This window comes from Thalassobacillus hwangdonensis, assembly GCF_042675915.1.
GTDB classification, from domain to species: Bacteria; Bacillota; Bacilli; order Bacillales; family Halobacillaceae; genus Thalassobacillus_A; species Thalassobacillus_A hwangdonensis.
Genome location: NZ_JBHTKL010000005.1, coordinates 377,658 through 398,774 on the forward strand (window position 1 = coordinate 377,658; position 21,117 = coordinate 398,774).

Genomic DNA, 21,117 nt, shown 5'->3' on the forward strand with positions numbered 1-21,117 from the left:
CAAGGCTGACACCTCATTGAAGGTGCCAGCCTTATTTTTTTGCTTTATGAAGTCTGTTGTTGAGAGCAAGTAAGGATTGATTGATTTTCCATACATAGTAGAGGTGGTGGATCAGGTCACCTTGCAGTCTGCCGCCTTCAGGATTATACCGTTCCACTTGTTCCCGTTCTGCGTTCAAATCATAAAGGGTTTCTTCTGTTACAACCCCTTGCATCTTTTTGATAAGCAGGTGGATGTTATGTTTGAACTTCTCTTCGATGCTGCCGAACACACCATCCAGCTCTTCCGGATAGTTGAAATGCTTTTGATAAGGAGATGCGACAAGGTGTTTCGCATAATAATTGATCGCTGTAAAAATGGTAATCCACTTAGGGAGTTCCATATGTTTGAAGATGCCAGGGCGATTCAATAGCGGTTGCGATTGATCCTTGATCGCCTGCACCTTATCGTCCAGCTCAAATGCGTTATACGCTAGTTCTTTGATTCCTTTGGATTCACGGAAGCTTTCCATATAGGTGACGACATAAGCCTCCAGTTCTTCCAAATAAGACGTGAATGCTTCTGTCACTTTATCCCTTGTCCTGGTAGGGAAGATGACTGCAGAGACTAGCAGCGCTATGATCGCGCCAGCAATTGTGTCGATGACCCGTGCACCAAGCAGCTCAAAGCTGATTCCACCTAGAATCAAATCATACATGAAAGCAATCAGGATCGTGATGAACACACTCATGATCGTGTAGGAAACAGCCAGCATATAGAAAGCAGAGAAAATAACGATGAAAATCAATGTAACTTCGAGCGTTGGTTGGCCGGAAACCAGTTTGGCCAGTCCGAATCCGATGATTGCTCCTGCAACAGTACCGATCGAGCGCTGAAATCCCTTCCGATACGTATGCCCGACGGATTCCGTTCCTAAAAGGACGATGAAAGTGGTCAGGATCACCCAGTAGGGCTGGATTGGGGAGATGATATGCCCGACAACTACGGAAATCGCACCAGCAATCAAAGCCTGGAATGCCTTTTTCGTCGATGGTTTCATTTCCGAACTTTCTTCCTCTTCTTCGTTGTCCGCATCTTCTTCATTTTCCTCTTTAACAGAAATCGCATTTCTGGATTGGAGCGACTGCTGGATTGCCAGTGCCCCATAGGTGACATGTTCTGCGATCGATTCAATTCTGCGTAGCAGATAGATATGGCCATCTTCTTCTTTATCCTGCTTGTACTGCTCTGTGATCATCTTATTCAGTTCAGCAATTGCGTCCCTTGCAGCCGATAAGTTTTCTTTCTCGTATTCAGGCGCCAGCACTTTGGCATTCCGAAGCGCTGTGATCGTATGGATGATCAACTGACGAATTTCATCCGCCTTGAATGCCTCGTCTCTTTTTAGCTGCTCAAGGGAATCGGCAAGTGTTTCTACCAGCATCGATGTATCAAAAACATATAGGCGCAGCTGCCCGGTGGACAATCCTGGCCAGACTTCCCTGACATCATGACTGTTAAGGTCTGTTGCTACATTGCTTGCATATTCCTTCAGTTTGCTGACGTTGTAATCAAGCTTCCGCTTCCGTCCTTCATCGATTTCCGGATCGTTGATCATCTCGAGTAGAATCTGGAAGGTCAAATTCCCCTGAATATGAAATGAGCGCATTCCTCTTCGCAGCATCTCTGCGGAATCTTTGAAAATAATGAAGTTATAGATGAACGCAAAGGTGACACCGATGGCGATTCCGAGATAGAACAATGGAAATTGTGCTGGGGAGAGTTTTAAAAAGGAAGAAATATATACCGTCATGAACCCGATCATTCCGAGCGAAAAATATCTGCTTCCGAATCTTGTGAAGTAAAACGCGCTGAAAATGATGACAACCATCGCTGATGATACGAGATACGCACTGGATGCAAGTAATGAGCCAACAGTGACCCCGCAGGCAGCTGAAATTCCCATGAGCAGGGTGGTCACCTGTTTTTCTTTTTTCGTATCATCCATCACTGCCATGATTGATAGCATCGCTGTCATACCTGAGACGATTGCAGGTGTGAGCGCAGCATCCTGAAGCAGAAGCAGGACCGCGAAAACGGACGATATGAGGCTGAGGGTGGCTTTGCCGGCCTGTGATAGCCTTTTTTGCCCTGGGTCAGAGGCGAATAATCGTCCAAGCCAGTACCGCTTATAGAGTTGTTCTTTCATTGCCTCTCCCCCTTCCGATATGTATTCTATATATTTTACTGTGCCGATATGTTTGAGACAACTATTTGAGAAGGTCGCACCTCATGAAACAGCTCCATCTTTATAATTTTGTTCAATAGATGCAAGGGTTTTGTTAGTAGTGTTATGTAAAAATTTCTAGTAACTTTATGCTATAGGTATTCGTTCTACTTATAAGGGAGGTGGGAGACGCATTGGCAAATCCTTTGAAAAAGCTGGAGAAAGCATATCGGGAGCACTACCCTGCAATGGCTGGGTTTTTGTTCAAACTGACAAAAGACCGGCTGTTGATTGACGATCTCATTCAAGATGTCTTCTTAAGCATCTTGAAAAAACCTGAAGTCTTTTCCGGGATTAAAAATATAGAAGCATGGTTCATTCAGGCGGCCAAGTACAAGTTCATCGATCACACTCGAAAGAAAAAAGAAGTGCTGTTGAGCAATGATCGATTCTTTCACGAATTGAAACATGATAGTTTTGTAGAAGAGTCCGTCCAAGTGAATGAAGAGGTCGAAAAGCTGCTTAAGCAATTGAATAAAGAAGACCGCGAGTATGTGATTGCAAAGTACTATTACGGACTTACTTATGCAGAGATTGGACAACTGGCAGACAAATCTCCCGCTGCAATTAAAATTAGAATACATAGAACTAAGAAGCGCCTGAAAGAAAGGAGGGGGAAGAATGATGGTTAATAAGGATATACATCTACTATGTGAAGAGGTTTTACCTATCTATGAGGACTTGAGCGAAGATGCAAAAAAAGTGGTGGAACGACACCTGGAAGAATGTCCGGTATGTAAAGCTTCATTTGATTCACTTTCAGATGAAGAGGACGAAGATCGATCATCTGATCACATAAATGGTCGTCCATTCACAAAGCTGATCTGGTTGAAACGATCAGGGTTCTTCTTCATTCTCCTATTTAAAATCATCGTCTTAGGATTGATTGCCAAGGAGTTCTTCCAATTGAATACAACTACAGAGGCACCTCTAGGGTTATTGGATGAAGGTGTGCGAGCTAATATGGTGTTATTTTATTTACCATTGGCCATAGCTGCAAATGCCATTTCCCTATTCCTTGTAAAGAAAAGGTATATCGCTTTTCTATTCATCTTGGACGTTATTCTGTTATTCACCTATGACACGGTTCTCCTTAGATTTGCTGAATAAACATCCTTGTCACCTCCTATTATTGAATGGATGGGCCTGCATCGTCCTCCTTACCCTAATCGTTTCAGATTGCACTGTATGCCCTCCATAAAATCAGCCGTTCCAACATCTATAACGAAGAATATGAATGAACCTCTACTTAGCCCGTGGAGGTTTTTCTTTTTCATAAATTCCTTGAATAGGCGAATACTTCTATCATTGCAACTCACGTTTAGAAATGCGTCGGTGGGGGATTACATACGTATAGGCATTCACAAAGACCTACATATCTTGCCTATAAAAATTTGATAGAGAGGTAGTGCTAATGAAAAAACCATTAAAGAATCCTGTATTCATCATTTCATCCGTCGTCATCTTTATCCTAGTTGTCATCGGTGCAATGAATCCTGAAGGGTTTAGAGTTGTTGCTGAAAAACTATTCTCATTCACTACGATCAACTTCGGGTGGTTTTACCTTATTTCTGTTTTCATTTTCGTATTTTTCTTAATTGGTTTGGCGATCAGTAAGTATGGAAAAATCCGTCTGGGCGATCAGGATTCCAAACCGGAATATCCATTTTTCACTTGGATCGGCATGCTGTTTTCCGCCGGCTTCGGTGCGGGCCTTGTATTCTGGGGTGTAGCAGAGCCGATGAGTCACTTCTTCACTACACCTTTCCCAGGAATGGAAGCACAGACAGAAGAGGCTGCACGAGTGGCAATGGGCTACTCCTTCTTCCACTGGGGAATCAGCCAGTGGTCCGTGTTTACAATTGTGGGGCTATTGATTGCTTTCCTTCAATTCCGTAAGAAAAAAGACGGTTTGATTTCAACAGCTGTCGAACCTGTTGTCGGAAAGCGAAGAGGGGTAAAAACGACCATCGATTCCCTTGCTGTTATTGCGACTGTAATGGGGATTGCAACGTCCCTTGGGTTAGGGATCCTGCAGATGAACGGTGGATTGAAAAATGTATTCGGACTTCCGAATGCCACCTGGGTGCAGTTGTTGATTACAGCTGTGCTGCTCGCCGTTTATTTGACTTCTTCAAGTACCGGGCTGAATAAAGGGATCAAATGGCTAAGTAATGTAAACCTGGGTCTTTGCCTGGTATTACTGGTCTTCGTATTCTTTGCTGGTCCAACAATTTTCATTTTGAACACATTCACACTTGGAATCGGCGATTATATCGCCAACTTTGTCCGCTACAGTTTCCGTCTGACCCCTTACCAGGGCGGTACGTGGGTGCGGGACTGGACTATTTTCTACTGGGCATGGGTCATTGCCTGGTCACCTTTCGTCGGTGCGTTTGTCGCGCGCGTTTCCCGAGGAAGGACGATCAGGGAGTTTGTTATCGGTGTTATGGTCGTACCTCCGTTGATTGCCTGTCTATGGATCGCTGCGTTTGGCGGCACTGCATTACACAGTGACCTTATGAATGGGACGAATATTGCTGAAGCTGTAAGTGAGGATGTTACTGTCGCCCTGTTCGAAACCTATCAATACTTACCAATGAGCGATATTCTTTCACTATTATCCATCCTGCTGATCTTTACGTTCCTTGTTACATCTGCAGATTCAGCTACCTACATTTTAGGCAGTATGACTACGAATGGAAGTTTGAAACCGCCGTTGTTCGTTAAAATCGTCTGGGGATTCCTGATGGCTGCCATCGCTGCAGTCCTACTTGTTGCAAATGGACTGGATGCGCTTCAGACTGCATCACTGGTTTCAGCGTTACCGTTTACGGTCATTCTGTTCATCTTCATGTATGCGTTCCTGAAAGTCATACGCTTTGAACCGATACCGAAAAGAAAAGTAAGAAAGCACGACGAATGACACTAAGAAGGAGGCTTCCCTCGAAGGGAGGTCTTCTTTTTTCGTGCAGCAAAAGGTACACTATTTGAAAAGGGGGGACTGTACGTGTGGAAGTTCGGGCTCGTAGTTGGAGGACTATTATCGATTATGTTTTTTGGCACAATCAGTCCGTCAGAATGGTTTCCAGATAAGGTGGAACAAACGGACGGTATGACGTTTAAAAAGAGCACATCCCCCAATCAAACGTATATTGTCGAGTTGAGGGAATCGTTCTATTTAAACGAGGCTAATGAAGTGATTCGTGCAAAGGTGAGAGCTTATTATGGAGAAACAGGTGAGAACCTTGCAACTTATGAGGAATTTGATGTATCAAGGTCCTATACACCTGAAGATTTCAGCATTGGGTGGGTAAGTGAATCAGATGCTCAAATAGAGGTAATCACTGAAGGTGAAGTTGAAGCAACAATCGACATTTCAATTGAAAATTAACCAGCAATAAGACGCAGAAGAAGGGATTTTCCACTGCGTCTTTTTATTATGCTTTTCTTCTTCGGTTATGAATGACATTGACCTCTGCTCCGACCATAAGGATGATACCGGTCAGGAAGAACCAGAGCATCAGGATGATGATGCCTCCTAGACTGCCGTAGGTGGCAGAGTAATTAGCGAAATTGCTGACGTAGAATGAAAACACCAGAGAAATCAGCTGCCACAGCACTGCTGTCGTCAAAGCACCGGGAAGAATATCTTTGATCGGCAGATGTTTACAGGGAGCGTAACGGTAAAGCGCAATCAACACTCCTGTCATAACCAAAATTCCGATTGCCCAACGAAGCACTTGGAAAAGGATCAAGGTCTGCTCCGGTAAGTAAAGCGTATTCTGAAGGAATTCGATCAATACATCACCGAATACCGGGAGAACCAAAGCTACGACAATCGCCACAATCATTCCTAATGTGAGGGCGATGGAAATCAGTCGTACTTTGATGAAGGATCGTTCTTCGTCCACGTTATAGGCAATATTGGAAGCCTTGATGAAGGCATTGATACCTCCTGAAGCGGACCATAATGTACCAAGGATACCGATAGTCAGCAGTCCACCTTTGGGGTCTTGGACTATGCTGACAATGTTTTCTTTAAAAAGATCGGCCGTTTCTCCCGGGATCGCCTGCTCTACAAACTCCATCACTTCCTGTGTTTCAAAATTCAAATAAGGGAGTACAGAGATGATCAGGATGAGCATCGGGAAGATCGCCAATAAGTAGTAATAAGCCTGTGCCGCTCCAAGCAGTGGCACATTATCTTTCTGAAATTCCTGCTGCAATTCCTTTCCGTACTGAATCCATTTTTTCAACGCATGCACCTCCTGTTGAAACGACATATATGGAACTTATCCCCGTTTTTGGGTAAGGTTAATCTATCAAGCTGTTTCAATTTGCGAGATTAGTGGTACTACTATTTAGAAGAAGAGGAGATAGGAGGGGTGGAGGATGTCACTCGTATCCATTGGTGTGTTTCTTATGGCGATCAGCTTCGCGATTGTCGTCATATTCTTAGCTAGAACATTGAAAGTGACGGTCAAAAATATGGACTCCATGTCCAAAACGCTCGAAGATGTGGAAGAACAGATGAAAGGCATCACGACAGAATCTACATACTTGATCCAGAAGTCTACCGCATTAGTGGAAGATGCACAGCATAAGAGCGATTCACTGAATAGTATGGTAGATTCATTGGATCATGTCGGCACCTCGCTTGGGAATGTCAGCCATTCGATCCGTGGAGTCGCTGACCGCGTACACGAGCAGACGGCCAGACACGGAAGTACGTACGGTCAGGCAATCCGCTGGGGAGAAACCGTCATTCAGCTTGCCGGAAAGGCAAAAAATGATACGTCTACGAGACAAAACTCGTAAAATTCAGGAGGAAAAGAGGTTATCAAGATGGATTTTTTGGGAATTGGAGTACTGGTAATTGGAATCGCGTTCATTATTATTTCTATTTTTCTGGCGAAAGCCCTCAATAATCTTGCAAAGGTCTTGAATGGTGTAAACAAAACCGTCGACCAGTTGCCTGGACAACTCGATCAGGTTATGAAACAGACCTCCGAGGTGCTGCATACAAGCAATGATACCCTCGGAGATGTCAATAATAAGATTCAGGCACTAAGTCCACTGTTTTACATCATCGGTGACCTGGGGCAGGCTTCCAGGGAAGTGAGCTCGTCATTGTTGGATGCAACCAAATCGATGAAAAAGAAGACAAGTGATGGGGAACATGTCGTCGGCGAAAAAGGGCTCAGTGGTCTGACGGGAGCGATTGCTTTCACTTATTTCCTCTCGCAACGTAAAAAAGCGTTGAAGGAGCTGCTTCCACAAAAAGCGGCTGCTACTGAACCACGAGTGGAAAAGTAGAACATACGAATTAACCGAAAGGGGAAATGATCATGGAACAGACAACACAAAACCAGCCAGTGAACCAACAGAAAGGGAAGAGCAAGCTGCCATTGGCAATGCTCGCAGGTGCAGCAGTAGGAGGAGCCTTGGCATTGATCAGCTCCAACACGCGCTCAAGTGTAAAGAGCACTACATCGAATGCTAAAGATACGATCAGCACATACACGACGCAAGTAAAAGAGGACCCACAGGCGTCGAAGGAAAAGTTGATGGCACGTATCCGCAAAATCACTGCAGTTACGAAGGAAGTCGTTACACAAATCCAGAGCGTCATCGATAATGAAGGACAGGAACTGAGACAGAAAGTAGAAGACATCAAAGCAGATACCCAGGACGCTGTTTCTACTGCCAAAGATGCGAAGGAAGAATTGAAGAGCGTAGGAAGTACAGCAAAAGACGCAAAAGACGAGCTTAAGCCATCTTCAAGTGGTGTAGGGGAACCGAATGACGATACATCCCACCAAGTCACTTCCAGTCCTGTAAACTAAATTAGACACTAACCAACCAGCCCCCCAAAAGGGCTGGTTTATATTTTGTCAGCGCGCTTTAGCACATTACTGTGCTGAGGGACTGTCCCCGAATATGCATCGTTTATGCAGGGTTGTGCGTTTTTGGACACATTTTGTTGGGGGGATTACCATATTGAATACAGTATAATAGAATTAACAAAACATGGAAGGTTGGGGTTGGATGACTGCTACTTTTTCCTTACAGCACATTGCATGGAAGCGGATTTTATTCTTCTTGCTGCTCATTATCGTACCGAATTACCTTGTTATGCGGATGCAGCTAGCTGGACCAATTGATGACCGCATCGGTTTAGCTACAGCGATTGACCTCACGATCATACTCCCACTGCTCATCTACTTCTTCGGATTCCGAAAGCGCATGTCCTGGCTCCTTCTTTGCGCACTCATCTTCTGGGGGCTCATCCTGGCCAACTGGATGATTCCGGGCGGTGCCGATGCTTATCTATCTTATTTCAATCATTCTGTCATCGTTCTTGAAGCGGGCGTCATCTTTCTGGAATTAGTCCTGTTCATTGCAATTGTTAAGCGATTCCCTACTTTGATAAAGAATTACAAACAGGATAAGGCCGACCATCACCATTTCCTATTGAGCTTCTCCAAAGCAATCCAGCGTACATTTACATTCAGCAACCCAAGGCTGAATAAATTCCAGCTCACATTAAGGATTCTTGCAACAGATATAGCTGCCATCTATTACAGTCTGTTCAGTTGGAAAAAGAAGCCCCCTGTTGGAGCGAATGCATTCACTTTTCATAAAGATGGTGGGTATCAGGCTGTATTCCTGATGCTCGTACATGCGATGGTACTTGAAATTATCGCCGTTCACGTTATGGTTGCTCAATACAGCCACGTAGCAGCGTGGGTGATCACTGCTCTTGATATCTACACGTTGCTGTTCATCATTTCGGATTACCAGGCAATTCGTTTATCTCCTGTGGTACTTGACGAATCCGGAGTCCATTTCCAAAAGGGGATCCGTGTTTATGGTTTTATTCCCTGGGAAATGGTCAGAGGAGTCGAACAGAATAGTCAAACACCAGAGGAAGTAGGAAAAGACAAACAATCGATCGCGCTTGCTTTGCATGGGCTTGAAAAAGACCCTATACCATATGTCCTGGAACTGAAAGACTCGGTAAAGGTGCACCAAATTTTCGGCATCAAGAAAACGGTCGATCGCATCTATTTGAAAATGGATGATCCTCAAAAATTTAATGAGTCAATCAACCAGAAAATCTCTCCTGAGTAAGGGGAGTTTTCTTTTTCGTGTAGATTCGATTAAATTTTCATTACAATCCTTCAAATGTCGCCATATTCCCTGTATCTTCCTTTTAAAAGTTTGATAGATTAGGGTATATTATGGAGAGAGTTTATACAGAGAAGATTACTAGGCATTAAACTATCATTTGGAGGCGGCACACATGAACAGGCGTATTATTTCCCTCATATCAGCCATTCTTTTTACAATACTCCTCCCGACGAACGGATTCGCAGCTTCGGATAATCTCAACCTGCAAAGTGAGACAGCCGTTCTGATGGAGTCCGACTCTGGGGATATCCTCTATGGCGAAAATTCGGATAAGCGTATGTACCCTGCCAGTATCACGAAGATCATCACAGGAATCATTGCGATTGAAGAAGGTAACCTTGATGATACAGTCACCATAAGTGAAAATGCTGCTCAGGCTGATGGTACGTCTGTTTATCTGATTGAAGGGGAACAAGTACCACTGAAGAAGCTTGTCCAAGGGTTGATGATCAATTCGGGGAATGATGCGGCAGTGGCGATTGCTGAACATATGGATGGAAGTGTGGCCGCATTCTCACATCGAATGAATGCGTTTGTTAAAGAAAAGGTAGGGGTGTATGACTCCAACTTCAAAAATCCGCACGGTCTTCCGGATGATGATCATTATACGACAGCTGCTGATATGGCGGAAATCACACGCTATGCGATGAACAACCCGATCTTTCGTGAAATCGTCGGAACGAAAGAACTTCCATGGGTCGGAGAAAGCTGGGATACGACGCTGATCAACCACAATAAAATTCTTTGGCGTTATGAAGGCGCGACAGGTGTCAAAAACGGTTGGACGACCAAGTCTGGACATACGCTTGTTTCCAGTGCTGAACGAAACGGAATGGAACTGATCGCAGTCGTCATGAAAGTCCAGGGCTTTGAACGAGCATATCGGGAAACGACCACTCTTTTCGATTATGGCTATGACAACTTCGAAAAAGGCAAAGTGGCGAAAGATACAAAATTCAACCACAATGGAAAAGAATTTAAAGCATATGAAGACTTTTACTATACAAAACCGAAAGACTCATCTGTAACAACAGATGTTTCCCCTTGGGGGCAGCTCATAGTAGAATCAGATGGCGAAATACGGGGGACGACACAGCTCGCATTGCAGGCAGCCGAAAAAATCGAATCGCCTGCTGCTGTAGAAGTGAATAGTGAATCAGTAGATGAAGAGGAAAAAGGGTTCTTCCAAAATATCTTCGGATGGATTGGTGGGTTATTTTAACAAAGACACGGGGAAATCACCCGTGTCTTTGTTTATATTTTAGACTGCTCTCTATACAAAAAATGCTCAGGCTGCACGCCTGAGCATTAGCTTGATCAATAAAGTTTTCCTTGTCGATACAATACTTCGGAGAGCTTTCCAACAGCATGAATGTAGCAGTTCTGTCTCAATGGGAACGGATCCCCGAAGAATTGCGGAAGGATGGTATCCATCGTATGCTGCATTTTTTTGAATAGCAGCTTATAGATCTCCTCTTCTTCATAGAATTGCGTTTCACGTCCCTGCATCCATTCGAAATAGGAAACAATTACACCACCGGCGTTTGCCAGGATATCGGGGATGATGACGACTCCTCGGTCAGCAAGGTATTCGTCCGCCTGTTCCGTTATTGGACCGTTCGCACCTTCGACGATGATGTTCGCTTTGATCTCCTCAACATTGTCCTCATGAATCTGGTCTTCCAATGCTGCGAGAATCAAGGTATCTACTTCCAACGTCAGAAGTTCATCACGGTCTTTGATGATCGCTTTGATTCCTTGATCATCTAATTGTCCTTCTTCGGTCGGAAGCGCGCCATCATGGTCCTCTGTGTACTTTATGAGTGCTGGGATATCAAGGCCGTCTGAATTATAGAGGCAAACATTCCGGTCACTAACCGCCACCACCCGGTTTTGCAAGTGGTCGCACTGAAATGCCTCCAATGCAGCGACTGAACCGACATTACCGAAACCTTGGACAGCGATGTCGAATGGTTTATCCAGATGATCCAGTGCGGTCTGGGCAAAGCGGTTTTCGTTTTCACGGAACCATTTCTTATTCTCTTTTAGGAAATCATGCATCATGTATCGGAAAGAGAAGTAAACCCCCTTACCAGTAGCTTCACGACGTCCCAGAGAACCTCCGTTCAATATGCTTTTACCTGTGAAGCTTCCACGGTACGCATGTCCAGGGTGGATGGATTTGAATTCCGCCATCATCCAATCCATTTCCCGTTCACCAGTACCCATATCAGGTGCAGGGATATCTTTATCCGGTCCAATAATATCACTGAAATACTGCACATATTTCTTACAGATCAGATTCAGTTCTTTAACGGTGTATTCGCGAGGATCGATGATGACGCCACCTTTACCGCCTCCGAACGGTACTTCGTGCAAGGAGTTCTTCAAAGTCATCAGCTCTGCGAGTTTCGATACTTCGTCTTCATTTACACTTTCATGGAACCGGATACCACCTTTATAAGGTCCGAGTGTATTGTTATGCTGCACCCTGAAGGCTGGGATCCGTACCACTCTTCCATTTTCAAGTGGCACCCTTAGAAAGGATTTGCTGATGTTGTTTGGGGTGGAAAGGATGGACTCAAGTGATTTGAAAGCCTTCTCCCTGTCATCCCCTTGCATATCGGGTAAATAGGATTCATCGTCGTTCAATGCCTGCAATGATTCATTAATAATTCCCTTCATTTCCATATTCATAAATGTAAATACTCCTTCCCAATGATTTCGACCAACCAAGATCGTCTATTGATACTCTTCCCCTAAAGAGGGACTTTGTAATCATAGGAATGTAAGGAAAGAGGAATTTTCCTATTTTCTTAGAATTAAGTGAAATAGAAATAATTTATGGAGGTGCCCGATGATTACTTATGATGAGATAATGACGCAGCTCGAGTCCCTTGGATCAGAGCAAACAAAGAAAACGTTAATGAGGCATGGTGCCAAGGAACCGTTTTACGGAGTGAAAATTGGCGACTTGAAAAAGCATCTGGTCAAAAAAGTGAAGAAAGATCAGGAGCTTGTGTTGAAGCTTTATGCCTCTGGTAATAGTGATGCTATGTATCTCGCAGGGTTGAGTGTGACGCCTGATTCATTGTCGAAGGAGCAGCTTAGAGAATGGGTTGAACAGGCGAACTGGTACATGCTGAGCGAGTACACGGTGGCACAAGTGGCCGCAGAATCGAGGTATGCGCTTGAGCTGGCGAGGGAGTGGATCGCTTCAGACAGGGAGAAGATAGCATCGGCTGGTTGGAGCACCTATGCCAACTACTTGTCGATTACTCCGGATGAGGAAATATCTTATGAAGAAATTAAAGAACTGCTTTCAAAAATCGAGAAGACCATCCATCAATCGGCGAATCGGGTCCGCTATACAATGAATGGATTTGTCATCGCTGTAGGGGCGTATTATGAACCGTTGCTGGGTGAGGCGAAACGCGTAGCGGAGGCAGTTGGAAAAGTCCATGTAAATGTAGGAGACACAGCTTGTAAAGTGCCATATGCACCTCAATATATTGAAAAGGTCGAACAAAAGAATGGGGTAGGTAAAAAGCGTAAGAAGTGTGTCTGTTGAGGGTGAGATGATTTTCGCTTGTTCTCTGAGCATGTCATGTATAATGATCATTAAATGACGTATCTCAAGGAGCGGCATATGTTACACTCTTTCAATCGATTATTGCAAAAAATGATGCCTTTCATAACGCCGGTATCCGTCATTCTCGGAGTTGTTTTTGCTGGATGGCTGGAATCTTTTCAGTATTTAGTGCCATGGATCTTTGCTTTCATGACGTTTGCTGGAAGTCTCGGGTCGAACTTTACTGATGTGAGGCATGTGATCAAGCATCCGGTGCCTTTATTAATTTGTCTGGTGCTGTTGCATCTGATCATGCCTATCATCAGTCTAGGTGTCGGAAATGTTTTTTTCAGCGATGACCCATATCTCATCACTGGACTGATACTTGCATTCATCATACCTACAGGAATAACGAGTCTGATCTGGGTTTCAATCTACAGAGGGAATGTTGTATTGACGCTATCAATCATCCTTCTTGATACGTTGCTGTCACCATTACTAGTACCATTGATCCTCCAGGCTTTCGTAGGGAACAGTATACAGATGGACGGATGGGAAATCATGACAGGATTGTTCTGGATGGTGGTCATCCCATCTCTACTAGGAATGAGTCTGAATCAGTTCACTAAGGGTAGAGTGAAGGTAACAGTAGAGCCAAAGCTAGCGCCGTTTGCAAAGCTGGCCATCATCGGTGTCATTTCGATCAACAGTTCAGGTGTCGCTTCGTATTTCAGAAATATATCATTGGAATTGATACTCGTCGCATTGGTAGTGTTCATCATCGCTGTATCCGGGTATTTCCTGGGCTGGCTGACGGCGAGTGTATTGAAACAGTCTCGGGCGAACATCATTTCCCTTACGTTCAACAGTGGAATGCGCAACATCAGCGCAGGAGCTGTCATTGCGATTACGTATTTTCCTGATGCTGCGGCACTTCCAGTCATAGTCGGAATGCTGTTTCAACAAGTGATTGCATCCACCACAGGCGGGTTGCTCGACCGTATGTACAGGAACAAGGGAGAAGGAAGTGTCATTGTTTAAAACATAACGTGTGAGAAAGGGTGAAGGAGATGGCTTTTCGCCAATCAGTCTTAATTAATGCTCCACTGGATGAGGTTTTCAATACAGCTACAGATTTCGATAATTCTCCGGAAATAATGGATAATGTAGTCGAAGTAGAGAAATTGACGGAAGGACCTGTAGGTACTGGTACTAAGGTGAAGGAAGTTCGTGAAATCAGGGGCAGGAAAGCAGAAGCGACTCTTGAAATTGTCGAATTTGTACCTAATGCCAAGTATTCCGTACAGAGTGTGCACGGTGGTGTGACGATCATCTATCATTATCAATTCAGTGATAGTGGGGAAGGTACAAGGGTTGAGTTCAATGGGGAATTGAAAACCAAAGGACTAAAAAATCTGCTGATGAAACCGTTGATGACTGCTGTTATAAAGAAGGAAGATAGCGATCACCTTGAAAAACTTAAGAAATACATTGAAGATTAAAGGTTAGTGGAGGAGGTAATCCCATGTCATGCCATGTCAAAGGAGTCCTTGTAAAAGGGGTAGGGGTGGATGAACAGACCAGGTGCTCGCATTACAGGAGTGATAGGGATGTCATCGCAATTAAATTCAAGTGCTGTGATACGTATTACTCCTGTATCTCCTGTCATGAGGAAATTGCCGGTCATCCTGTCGAAGTCTGGCCAAGAGAGGAACACTCTGAAAAGGCCATCCTATGCGGGATTTGTGGTACCCAGCATCGAATTGATACATACTTAAAGAATTCTTCAGCGTGTGTCTCATGTGGTTCCTCTTTCAACCCCGGATGTAAGCTTCACCATCATTTATACTTTGAATAACTTTACCCTGTTTATAACCCGAACAATTCATCGGATATTGTTCGGTTTTTTTATTTATCCCACTTCTCCCTCTTTTTGTGTGTATTTAAGAGATCTTTCACTTTTTTCCTCTAATCTTTTGAACCATCTTTCATTTTCTACTGCATCATTCTCACTTTACTCACTTCAATAGTAATTTTTAGTGTTCTTTGAGTTTCACTCTGTACTTTCATATGGAATAAAATGGTTTATTTTCCTGTATAAAGTAGGAGATGGAACAGGGATTAAAAGAGTAATTCCTACCTACATCTGAATTGTATACATTAAAGTTTACAAGAAAACAAAATGTAACTCTAATGTATACAATATTGAAAACAAGTTTACAAAGTTGTACTCATGCTGTTATAGAGACATGTGTACACTTTTGTAATTATGTACACGAAAAACGTATGCAAGTACACTGGAAGGAATACTTCGAAATGCTGATTGACTGGTATCCTTAAGTTCAGTACATTTAAGACAACTCTATTTTTATAGTGATAGATTTAAAAAAGAGGACCTTCATAATGAAAGGAAGAGGCTTAACATGACAAAATCAAGAATTGCTGCAGTTGATGTAGGAAATGATGCAGTCAAAGGGATATTCGGTAAACTAGATTCAGAGCTTTACATACCAAACGTGATCGCGAGGGATATTGAGGATCGCCCGGTCATCGGTATTGAAGATTTGGACCAGAAGGATCCGGCAGACAACCTGCACGTCCGTGTCCACTCCCCTGCCCTGCAGGATAACAATGCGATTTACCGTGTAGGTAATCTTGCTACGAAAAGTGACAATGCGTCAGAGTTGGATCCGGGTAGTGCGAAATCGGAAGAAGACCAGACATTGGTGATGCTCTTCGCAGCCCTTGCACTCGATGCAGTCAATGAAAAGAACGAAGGTACATTCAAGAAAGCAAATGGTGTCGTAGATGCCAACTATACTTTGGGTACAGGACTTCCGCTAAGAGAAGTCAAAGAAGGGAAAGATGTCGGCTATCGTTCCAGACTTCTTGGCTCCGTCCACCAGGTAGAGTTCCTTGTAACACCTAAATACCAGGGCATCAAAGTCAATCTTAAATTTGATGAAGTGAAAGTCTACCCTGAGGGATTTGCAGCGTATATCAATCTAGTAATGGATAATGAATTGAATATCATTAACAAAGACTTGATCGATAAGCGTATCCTGATTCAGGATATCGGTGGCCTTTCTACAGATATCGCTGTCATCAAAGACCGTAATGTGGATGATGATAAGGCGCAAGGGTTCAACATTGGTGTGTCTGAGTCATTGGAAAAAATCCGTGAAGAAATCCGCACGAAACATGGCGTAGAGCTGGATAGCCGTCGCGACGTCGTCGATATCATCACGAAGAAAAACGATCGCAACCATATCATGGTCAAAGGAAGCCGTACTAGTGTCCATGACATTACAGACCGCATTCTGCTGGAATTGGCGAAGAAACAGTACCGTCATCTGAGAAATGTATGGCAGAAGAACTCCCAGACAGAAATCTGCTACTTTGTCGGTGGTGGAGCTAGTGTGCTGAAAGATTACTTGAAAACGTTGAATAACAACTTAGATGGCTACAACATCGACTTTTTCGAAGACGAAAAGGAAAGCATTTGGATGATGGCGAATGCGTATTACAAATTGATCGTCGATTTTTCACGTAAAAATGAAAAGGTGAACAAAAAAGAAGAAAAGAAGGCTGAGAAACAAACTGCCAATGCCTCTAAGTAAGGTGATGTAGATGAAGAAATCAGGGAACGGGATTCAGAGGGGACAAGCGATCACATTTCGCGTCCCTTCTGATACACCTGATCATATAATCAAACAATTGCAGCACTTGAAAGAAACGGAACGTCGTAATTTTTCCAGTAAAATCGCCGAATTCGTCACTCATGGTGTCGGTGAAACGTTAGCTAAGGAAAAAGAAACGATCACGATCCCCCTTCCGAAGCAGCTGACCAAGGCGCAAAGGGACTGGTTGAAGTACGAGCATTCTGAAGCATTGCTCGGAAGCATCCTTTATCAGTTGATTGCAGATCCGGTCAGATCAAGCGCCCTATTAGCATCATTGAACAGTAATGCGCTTGATATAAACGAAGCGTTATACCTGCAGGAAGAACATGCGGCCACATCTACGGATGAAGCTGTGGAAGAAGAACCTCACGAGGAAGAACTACCTCCGTTGAACCATGATGATCTGGACAACTTGAATTGGGATTCAATGAAAGATGACTTCCAGTCGCAACAGCAAGTAGAAGTGGAAGACGAGGATCCTCTCGGCGGCTTCCTTGATAAAATGAACAAATGAACATAATCAGCACTCATACGACTAAAACCAAATACTTACTCATACATTGATAAAGGGACGGCAGGAGAACTGCTCGTTCCTTTTTTTGCACTTCAAGAAAATTTTCTGGATAGAAGCCATAAAAAGAAGCCTGAAATCCAAGTTTTCTGAAATTTTCTGTATAATGGATGCATCACCATCGATACAATCGGAGGATCACAATGAGGAAGATATTAGCTTATGTGAATACATATAAAGTTTCATTATGGATCGGCTTGTCGTTGATGATCGTTGAACTGATCGTTGAACTGGCACAACCGCTGATCATGGCGAAGATCATTGATGACGGAATACTTGAAAATGATTTCGATGCCGTTGCTATTTGGGGTGGTATCCTGCTCGGGATGTCGCTACTTGCTTTTGCATCTGGAGTGATCAATTCGTTTTTCTCTGCCAACGTCAGTCAGGGGGTCGGATATGATTTGAGGAGAGATCTTTTCAAACGTGTCCAGGCCTTCACCAGTGAAAATTTTCAGGCGTTTTCCGTGCCTTCTCTTCTTACGAGGGTTACGAATGATGTGACTCAGATACAGAATCTGATTTTCATGTCCATGCGTATTGCATTGCGGGCACCGTTATTCATCATTGGTGGCTTGATAATGGCCTTCACCGTCCATGTCGGTCTTGCAATGGTCTTACTTTTTACTGTCCCATTCATCCTGTTATTTCTATCCTGGGTATTGCTGAAAGGTGTCGTGTTCTTCAGAAAAGTGCAGGAAAAATTGGATGGAGTCAATACCGTGATCCGGGAAAACCTGGCCAATATAAGGCTGATCAAAGGATTTCATCGGGGTAATTACGAGGAAAAGCGCTTCACCGATAAAAACGTTTCCCTGCGTCAGGACAATAAAAAAGCGCTTTGGTTGATGGAGCTGGCAATGCCAATCGTCATGGTTCTGATGAACGCGGTGATCCTGCTTTTGCTTTGGCTTGGTGCAGGAGAATTAAGAGTGGACGGGGCACAGCCTGGTGAAGTGGTTGCCATTATCAATTACGCAACTAGAATGCTGTTCACTTTCTCTGTCTTTACATTCCTGATCATGACATTTTCACGAGGAAAAGCCTCGGCTACACGTATTTTTGATGTGCTTGAAACGGAAGCCGTGGCTTTCAACAAGGAAGCAAGTCGTCCTGAATTGAAGGGTGGCGTCCAGTTCAAAGGTGTATCTTTCGATTATCCTGAGAAAGAAGCGACTGCATTAAAGCAAGTCTCCTTCACGGTCGAACCTGGTCAGACGATAGGTCTTCTTGGAGAAACGGGGGCAGGGAAGACAACGTTACTTCACTTGATTCCAAGACTGCTTATGCACAAAGAAGGTTCGATTGTAATGGATGGAACTCCAATTGAAGCAATTGATATCGAGCATCTGCGAAATGGAATAAGCCTAGTGCCGCAGGACGTCCATTTGTTTTCGGGGACAATCAGCGAAAATATTCGTTGGGGCAAACAGGATGCTACAGATGAAGAGGTGATCCAGGCTGCTAAGGATGCTCAAATCCACCACTTTGTTAAAAGCCTACCGGAAGGTTACCAAACGAGGCTGGGTCAAAAGGGTGTCACTTTTTCCGGAGGACAGAAGCAACGATTATCAATCGCTAGAGCATTAATACGTAAGCCGAAGCTGTTGATCCTTGACGATAGCACAAGCGCATTGGATGCACATACAGAAACAAAGCTTTTGAAAACGTTGAAGCAACACCGATGTACGGTATTCATCGTAGCGCAGAAGATAAGCACGCTGCGCGAAGCGGATCAGATTCTCCTTTTGCATAAAGGAGAACTGGTGGCTTCAGGAACCCACGAGGAACTTTTGGAAACCAGCGCTGAATACAATGGCATTTATCAGTCTCAACAACGGGAAAGGGTGATGGGAAATGGCTGATAGGAAAGTGCACGACAAGGCGCCTGCCCACCCTCACCGAAGGCACCAGGGGATTGGTACGAAGCCTCCTGAGGTTGACAACATAAAAGAAACAATTACCCGAATATGGAGCTATATGGCTGCTGAGAGGACAATGTTCTGGGTTGTCATCGTGACGATCATAGCCAGTTCATTGCTTTCGTTGCTTGGTCCTTATCTGCTTGGAGTTGCAGTGGACCGTGTCATCGATGATCCGAGAGCAAGTGAATTGCTGCAGATGCTTGTACTTCTGGGTGGAGTGTATGTCTTTCACTCGCTGACACTTTGGCTACAAAACTATTGGATGATCGGGATTGCCCAGAATACGGTATTTTCATTAAGAAATCACTTATTTTCCCATCTTCAGCAACTGCCGATTTCCTTTTTTCAGAAGCATCAATTCGGTGAACTGATGAGCAGACTGACGAATGATATAGAGAATGTCAGTCGAACGTTGAACACAGCGGTAGTTCAATTTACGACCAGTGTCATTACCATTTCGGGGACGATCATCATGATGCTCCTATTGAGTCCGCTCTTGACCTTATTTACGCTTACAATCCTTCCTGTCATGTATTTTGGGATGAAATGGATTACGAAACGTACAGGGAGGTTCTTCAAAGATCAGCAACAGCATTTGGGAGAAATGAATGGATATGTGGAAGAAACATTCTCAGGGCACAGCATCATCAAAATGTTTTCCCAGGAAAAGAGGGTCATGGAAGAGTTCGCCGATAAGAATGAAGCGCTAAGACACTCCAGCTATTGGGCGCAGACGTATTCCGGATTCATTCCTAAGCTGATGAATATGCTGAATAACGTCAGTTTCGCCATCATCGTCGGTGCCGGCGGGCTGTTGGCGCTTTCAGGTTCCATCTCTATCGGAGTAATCGTTACCTTCACTACGTATTCCAGGCAGTTCACTCGTCCATTGAATGACCTTGCAAACCAGTACAATATGATCTTATCTGCTGTAGCAGGTGCTGAACGGGTATTCCAAATCATGGATGAAGCAGAAGAAAAGGCGGATGAAGGCCATGCGAAAGCTGTCGAAAGTATTTCCGGGGAAATAATTTTCGAGGGTGTACATTTCGCATATGAAGAGGATCAAGAGACGTTGGATGCAATCAATTTCCGTGCCATGCCAGGAGATACGGTCGCACTGGTCGGGCCGACTGGTGCCGGGAAAACGACCATCATTTCATTGATATCCAGATTTTTCGAGCCGGATAAAGGAGCGATCTATGTCGATGGTACCAATATAAAGAATATCAGCAGAGAAAGCCTCAGGAATCAGACAGGTCTTGTCCTGCAGGATGCTACGCTTTTTAATAAAACCATTATGGATAATTTGCGTTATGGTCGATTGGACGCTTCTGACGAGGAAGTTGTAGAAGCAGCAAAAGCTGCCCACGCCCATGCGTTTATCATGGAACTGCCGAAGGGATATGAAACGGTGCTGGATGCAGATGGTAAAGGCATCAGCCATGGTCAGCGACAACTCCTTTCTATAGCGAGAGCGATGCTGGCAGATCCATCGTTACTGATACTGGATGAAGCGACAAGCAGTATCGACACCGTGACAGAAATGAAAATCAATGATGCTCTGAAAAAGCTGATGAAGGGGAGAACGACTTTTGTCATTGCCCACAGGCTGAATACGATTCGCCATGCAGATTTAATACTCGTATTGAAAGAAGGCGCAATTATTGAAAAAGGGACACATAGGGAGTTGTTGAAAGAAGGTGGTTTCTATGCGGACCTTGTTCGGACACAGATGAATGCATAAATGGACGCCTTGGTTTATGGGCGTCTTTTCTTTTTGTACTTTAAGAGATTTTAATTCTATTAAAGGAATAAAGTATAAGAAAATACTAAGGCTTTCGCCATAAGTATTTGGCGACAAGCCAAGTGTTTCTAATCAAAACCACGTGTCTGAAACATAT

20 protein-coding genes are annotated in these 21,117 nt (G+C 44.0%); 17 read left to right on the forward strand and 3 right to left on the reverse strand.

The window, feature by feature from the left end:
* Positions 1-31: 31 nt before the first annotated feature.
* Entirely contained in the window at positions 32-2,188 is a 2,157-nt protein-coding gene (locus ACFQ2J_RS11380; RefSeq protein ID WP_386060228.1) for an FUSC family protein, read from the reverse strand.
* Positions 2,189-2,400: 212 nt separating this feature from the next.
* Here ACFQ2J_RS11380 and ACFQ2J_RS11385 point away from each other — a divergent pair, with 212 nt between their 5' ends.
* The 4 genes from ACFQ2J_RS11385 to ACFQ2J_RS11400 all read left to right on the forward strand — a co-directional run bounded on the left by ACFQ2J_RS11385 (position 2,401) and on the right by ACFQ2J_RS11400 (position 5,660).
* Positions 2,401-2,898, forward strand: coding sequence for an RNA polymerase sigma factor (locus tag ACFQ2J_RS11385; protein ID WP_386060231.1), 498 nt, complete (start codon positions 2,401-2,403; stop codon positions 2,896-2,898).
* Positions 2,888-3,376: a hypothetical protein gene (locus ACFQ2J_RS11390; protein ID WP_386060234.1), complete on the forward strand. Its 489-nt coding sequence runs from the start codon at positions 2,888-2,890 to the stop codon at positions 3,374-3,376. Before ACFQ2J_RS11385 ends, ACFQ2J_RS11390 begins: the two co-directional genes overlap by 11 nt.
* Before the next feature lie 304 nt (positions 3,377-3,680).
* Entirely contained in the window at positions 3,681-5,192 is a 1,512-nt protein-coding gene (locus tag ACFQ2J_RS11395) for a BCCT family transporter (RefSeq protein WP_386060237.1), read from the forward strand.
* An 84-nt stretch (positions 5,193-5,276) separates the two neighbouring features.
* Complete coding sequence (locus ACFQ2J_RS11400) at positions 5,277-5,660, forward strand: hypothetical protein (protein ID WP_386060240.1); 384 nt, start codon at positions 5,277-5,279, stop codon at positions 5,658-5,660.
* 46 nt (positions 5,661-5,706) lie between these two features.
* On the opposite strand, the gene ACFQ2J_RS11405 is transcribed toward ACFQ2J_RS11400, so the two are convergent.
* Positions 5,707-6,525, reverse strand: coding sequence for a YihY/virulence factor BrkB family protein (locus tag ACFQ2J_RS11405; protein WP_386060243.1), 819 nt, complete (start codon positions 6,523-6,525; stop codon positions 5,707-5,709).
* 136 nt (positions 6,526-6,661) lie between these two features.
* Between ACFQ2J_RS11405 and ACFQ2J_RS11410 the strand changes: the two genes are divergently transcribed.
* From ACFQ2J_RS11410 to ACFQ2J_RS11430, 5 genes are all read left to right on the forward strand, one after another.
* Positions 6,662-7,087 (forward strand): DUF948 domain-containing protein, encoded by a 426-nt coding sequence (locus tag ACFQ2J_RS11410; RefSeq protein ID WP_386060246.1) that lies wholly within the window; start codon positions 6,662-6,664, stop codon positions 7,085-7,087.
* Positions 7,088-7,114: 27 nt separating this feature from the next.
* A complete protein-coding gene (locus ACFQ2J_RS11415) occupies positions 7,115-7,585 on the forward strand; it encodes a DUF948 domain-containing protein (protein ID WP_386060249.1) in 471 nt (156 codons plus the stop codon).
* Between the two features lie 32 nt (positions 7,586-7,617).
* Positions 7,618-8,115, forward strand: a complete 498-nt coding sequence (locus ACFQ2J_RS11420; protein ID WP_386060251.1) for a hypothetical protein — start codon at positions 7,618-7,620, stop codon at positions 8,113-8,115.
* A 202-nt stretch (positions 8,116-8,317) separates the two neighbouring features.
* A complete protein-coding gene (locus ACFQ2J_RS11425; RefSeq protein ID WP_386060254.1) occupies positions 8,318-9,403 on the forward strand; it encodes a hypothetical protein in 1,086 nt (361 codons plus the stop codon).
* 172 nt (positions 9,404-9,575) lie between these two features.
* Positions 9,576-10,685, forward strand: a complete 1,110-nt coding sequence (locus tag ACFQ2J_RS11430; protein ID WP_386060257.1) for a D-alanyl-D-alanine carboxypeptidase family protein — start codon at positions 9,576-9,578, stop codon at positions 10,683-10,685.
* Between the two features lie 95 nt (positions 10,686-10,780).
* On the opposite strand, the gene ACFQ2J_RS11435 is transcribed toward ACFQ2J_RS11430, so the two are convergent.
* Positions 10,781-12,160: a Glu/Leu/Phe/Val family dehydrogenase gene (locus ACFQ2J_RS11435; protein ID WP_386060260.1), complete on the reverse strand. Its 1,380-nt coding sequence runs from the start codon at positions 12,158-12,160 to the stop codon at positions 10,781-10,783.
* A 163-nt stretch (positions 12,161-12,323) separates the two neighbouring features.
* Between ACFQ2J_RS11435 and ACFQ2J_RS11440 the strand changes: the two genes are divergently transcribed.
* The 8 genes from ACFQ2J_RS11440 (at position 12,324) to ACFQ2J_RS11475 (ending at position 20,960) form a co-directional block, all read left to right on the forward strand.
* Positions 12,324-13,034 (forward strand): DNA alkylation repair protein, encoded by a 711-nt coding sequence (locus tag ACFQ2J_RS11440; RefSeq protein ID WP_386062472.1) that lies wholly within the window; start codon positions 12,324-12,326, stop codon positions 13,032-13,034.
* Positions 13,035-13,112: 78 nt separating this feature from the next.
* Positions 13,113-14,075: a bile acid:sodium symporter family protein gene (locus tag ACFQ2J_RS11445; protein ID WP_386060262.1), complete on the forward strand. Its 963-nt coding sequence runs from the start codon at positions 13,113-13,115 to the stop codon at positions 14,073-14,075.
* 29 nt (positions 14,076-14,104) lie between these two features.
* Positions 14,105-14,536: an SRPBCC family protein gene (locus ACFQ2J_RS11450; protein WP_386060265.1), complete on the forward strand. Its 432-nt coding sequence runs from the start codon at positions 14,105-14,107 to the stop codon at positions 14,534-14,536.
* 23 nt (positions 14,537-14,559) lie between these two features.
* The gene (locus ACFQ2J_RS11455; RefSeq protein WP_386060268.1) at positions 14,560-14,892 is read left to right on the forward strand and encodes a CHY zinc finger protein; all 333 of its coding nucleotides are present in this window, start codon (positions 14,560-14,562) and stop codon (positions 14,890-14,892) included.
* A gap of 565 nt (positions 14,893-15,457) precedes the next feature.
* Complete coding sequence (locus ACFQ2J_RS11460) at positions 15,458-16,654, forward strand: Alp7A family actin-like protein (RefSeq protein WP_386060271.1); 1,197 nt, start codon at positions 15,458-15,460, stop codon at positions 16,652-16,654.
* Positions 16,655-16,664: 10 nt separating this feature from the next.
* Entirely contained in the window at positions 16,665-17,231 is a 567-nt protein-coding gene (locus ACFQ2J_RS11465) for a hypothetical protein (RefSeq protein WP_386060274.1), read from the forward strand.
* Between the two features lie 200 nt (positions 17,232-17,431).
* Complete coding sequence (locus ACFQ2J_RS11470; protein WP_386060276.1) at positions 17,432-19,153, forward strand: ABC transporter ATP-binding protein; 1,722 nt, start codon at positions 17,432-17,434, stop codon at positions 19,151-19,153.
* Positions 19,146-20,960, forward strand: a complete 1,815-nt coding sequence (locus ACFQ2J_RS11475; RefSeq protein ID WP_386060279.1) for an ABC transporter ATP-binding protein — start codon at positions 19,146-19,148, stop codon at positions 20,958-20,960. Before ACFQ2J_RS11470 ends, ACFQ2J_RS11475 begins: the two co-directional genes overlap by 8 nt.
* Positions 20,961-21,117: the final 157 nt, after the last annotated feature.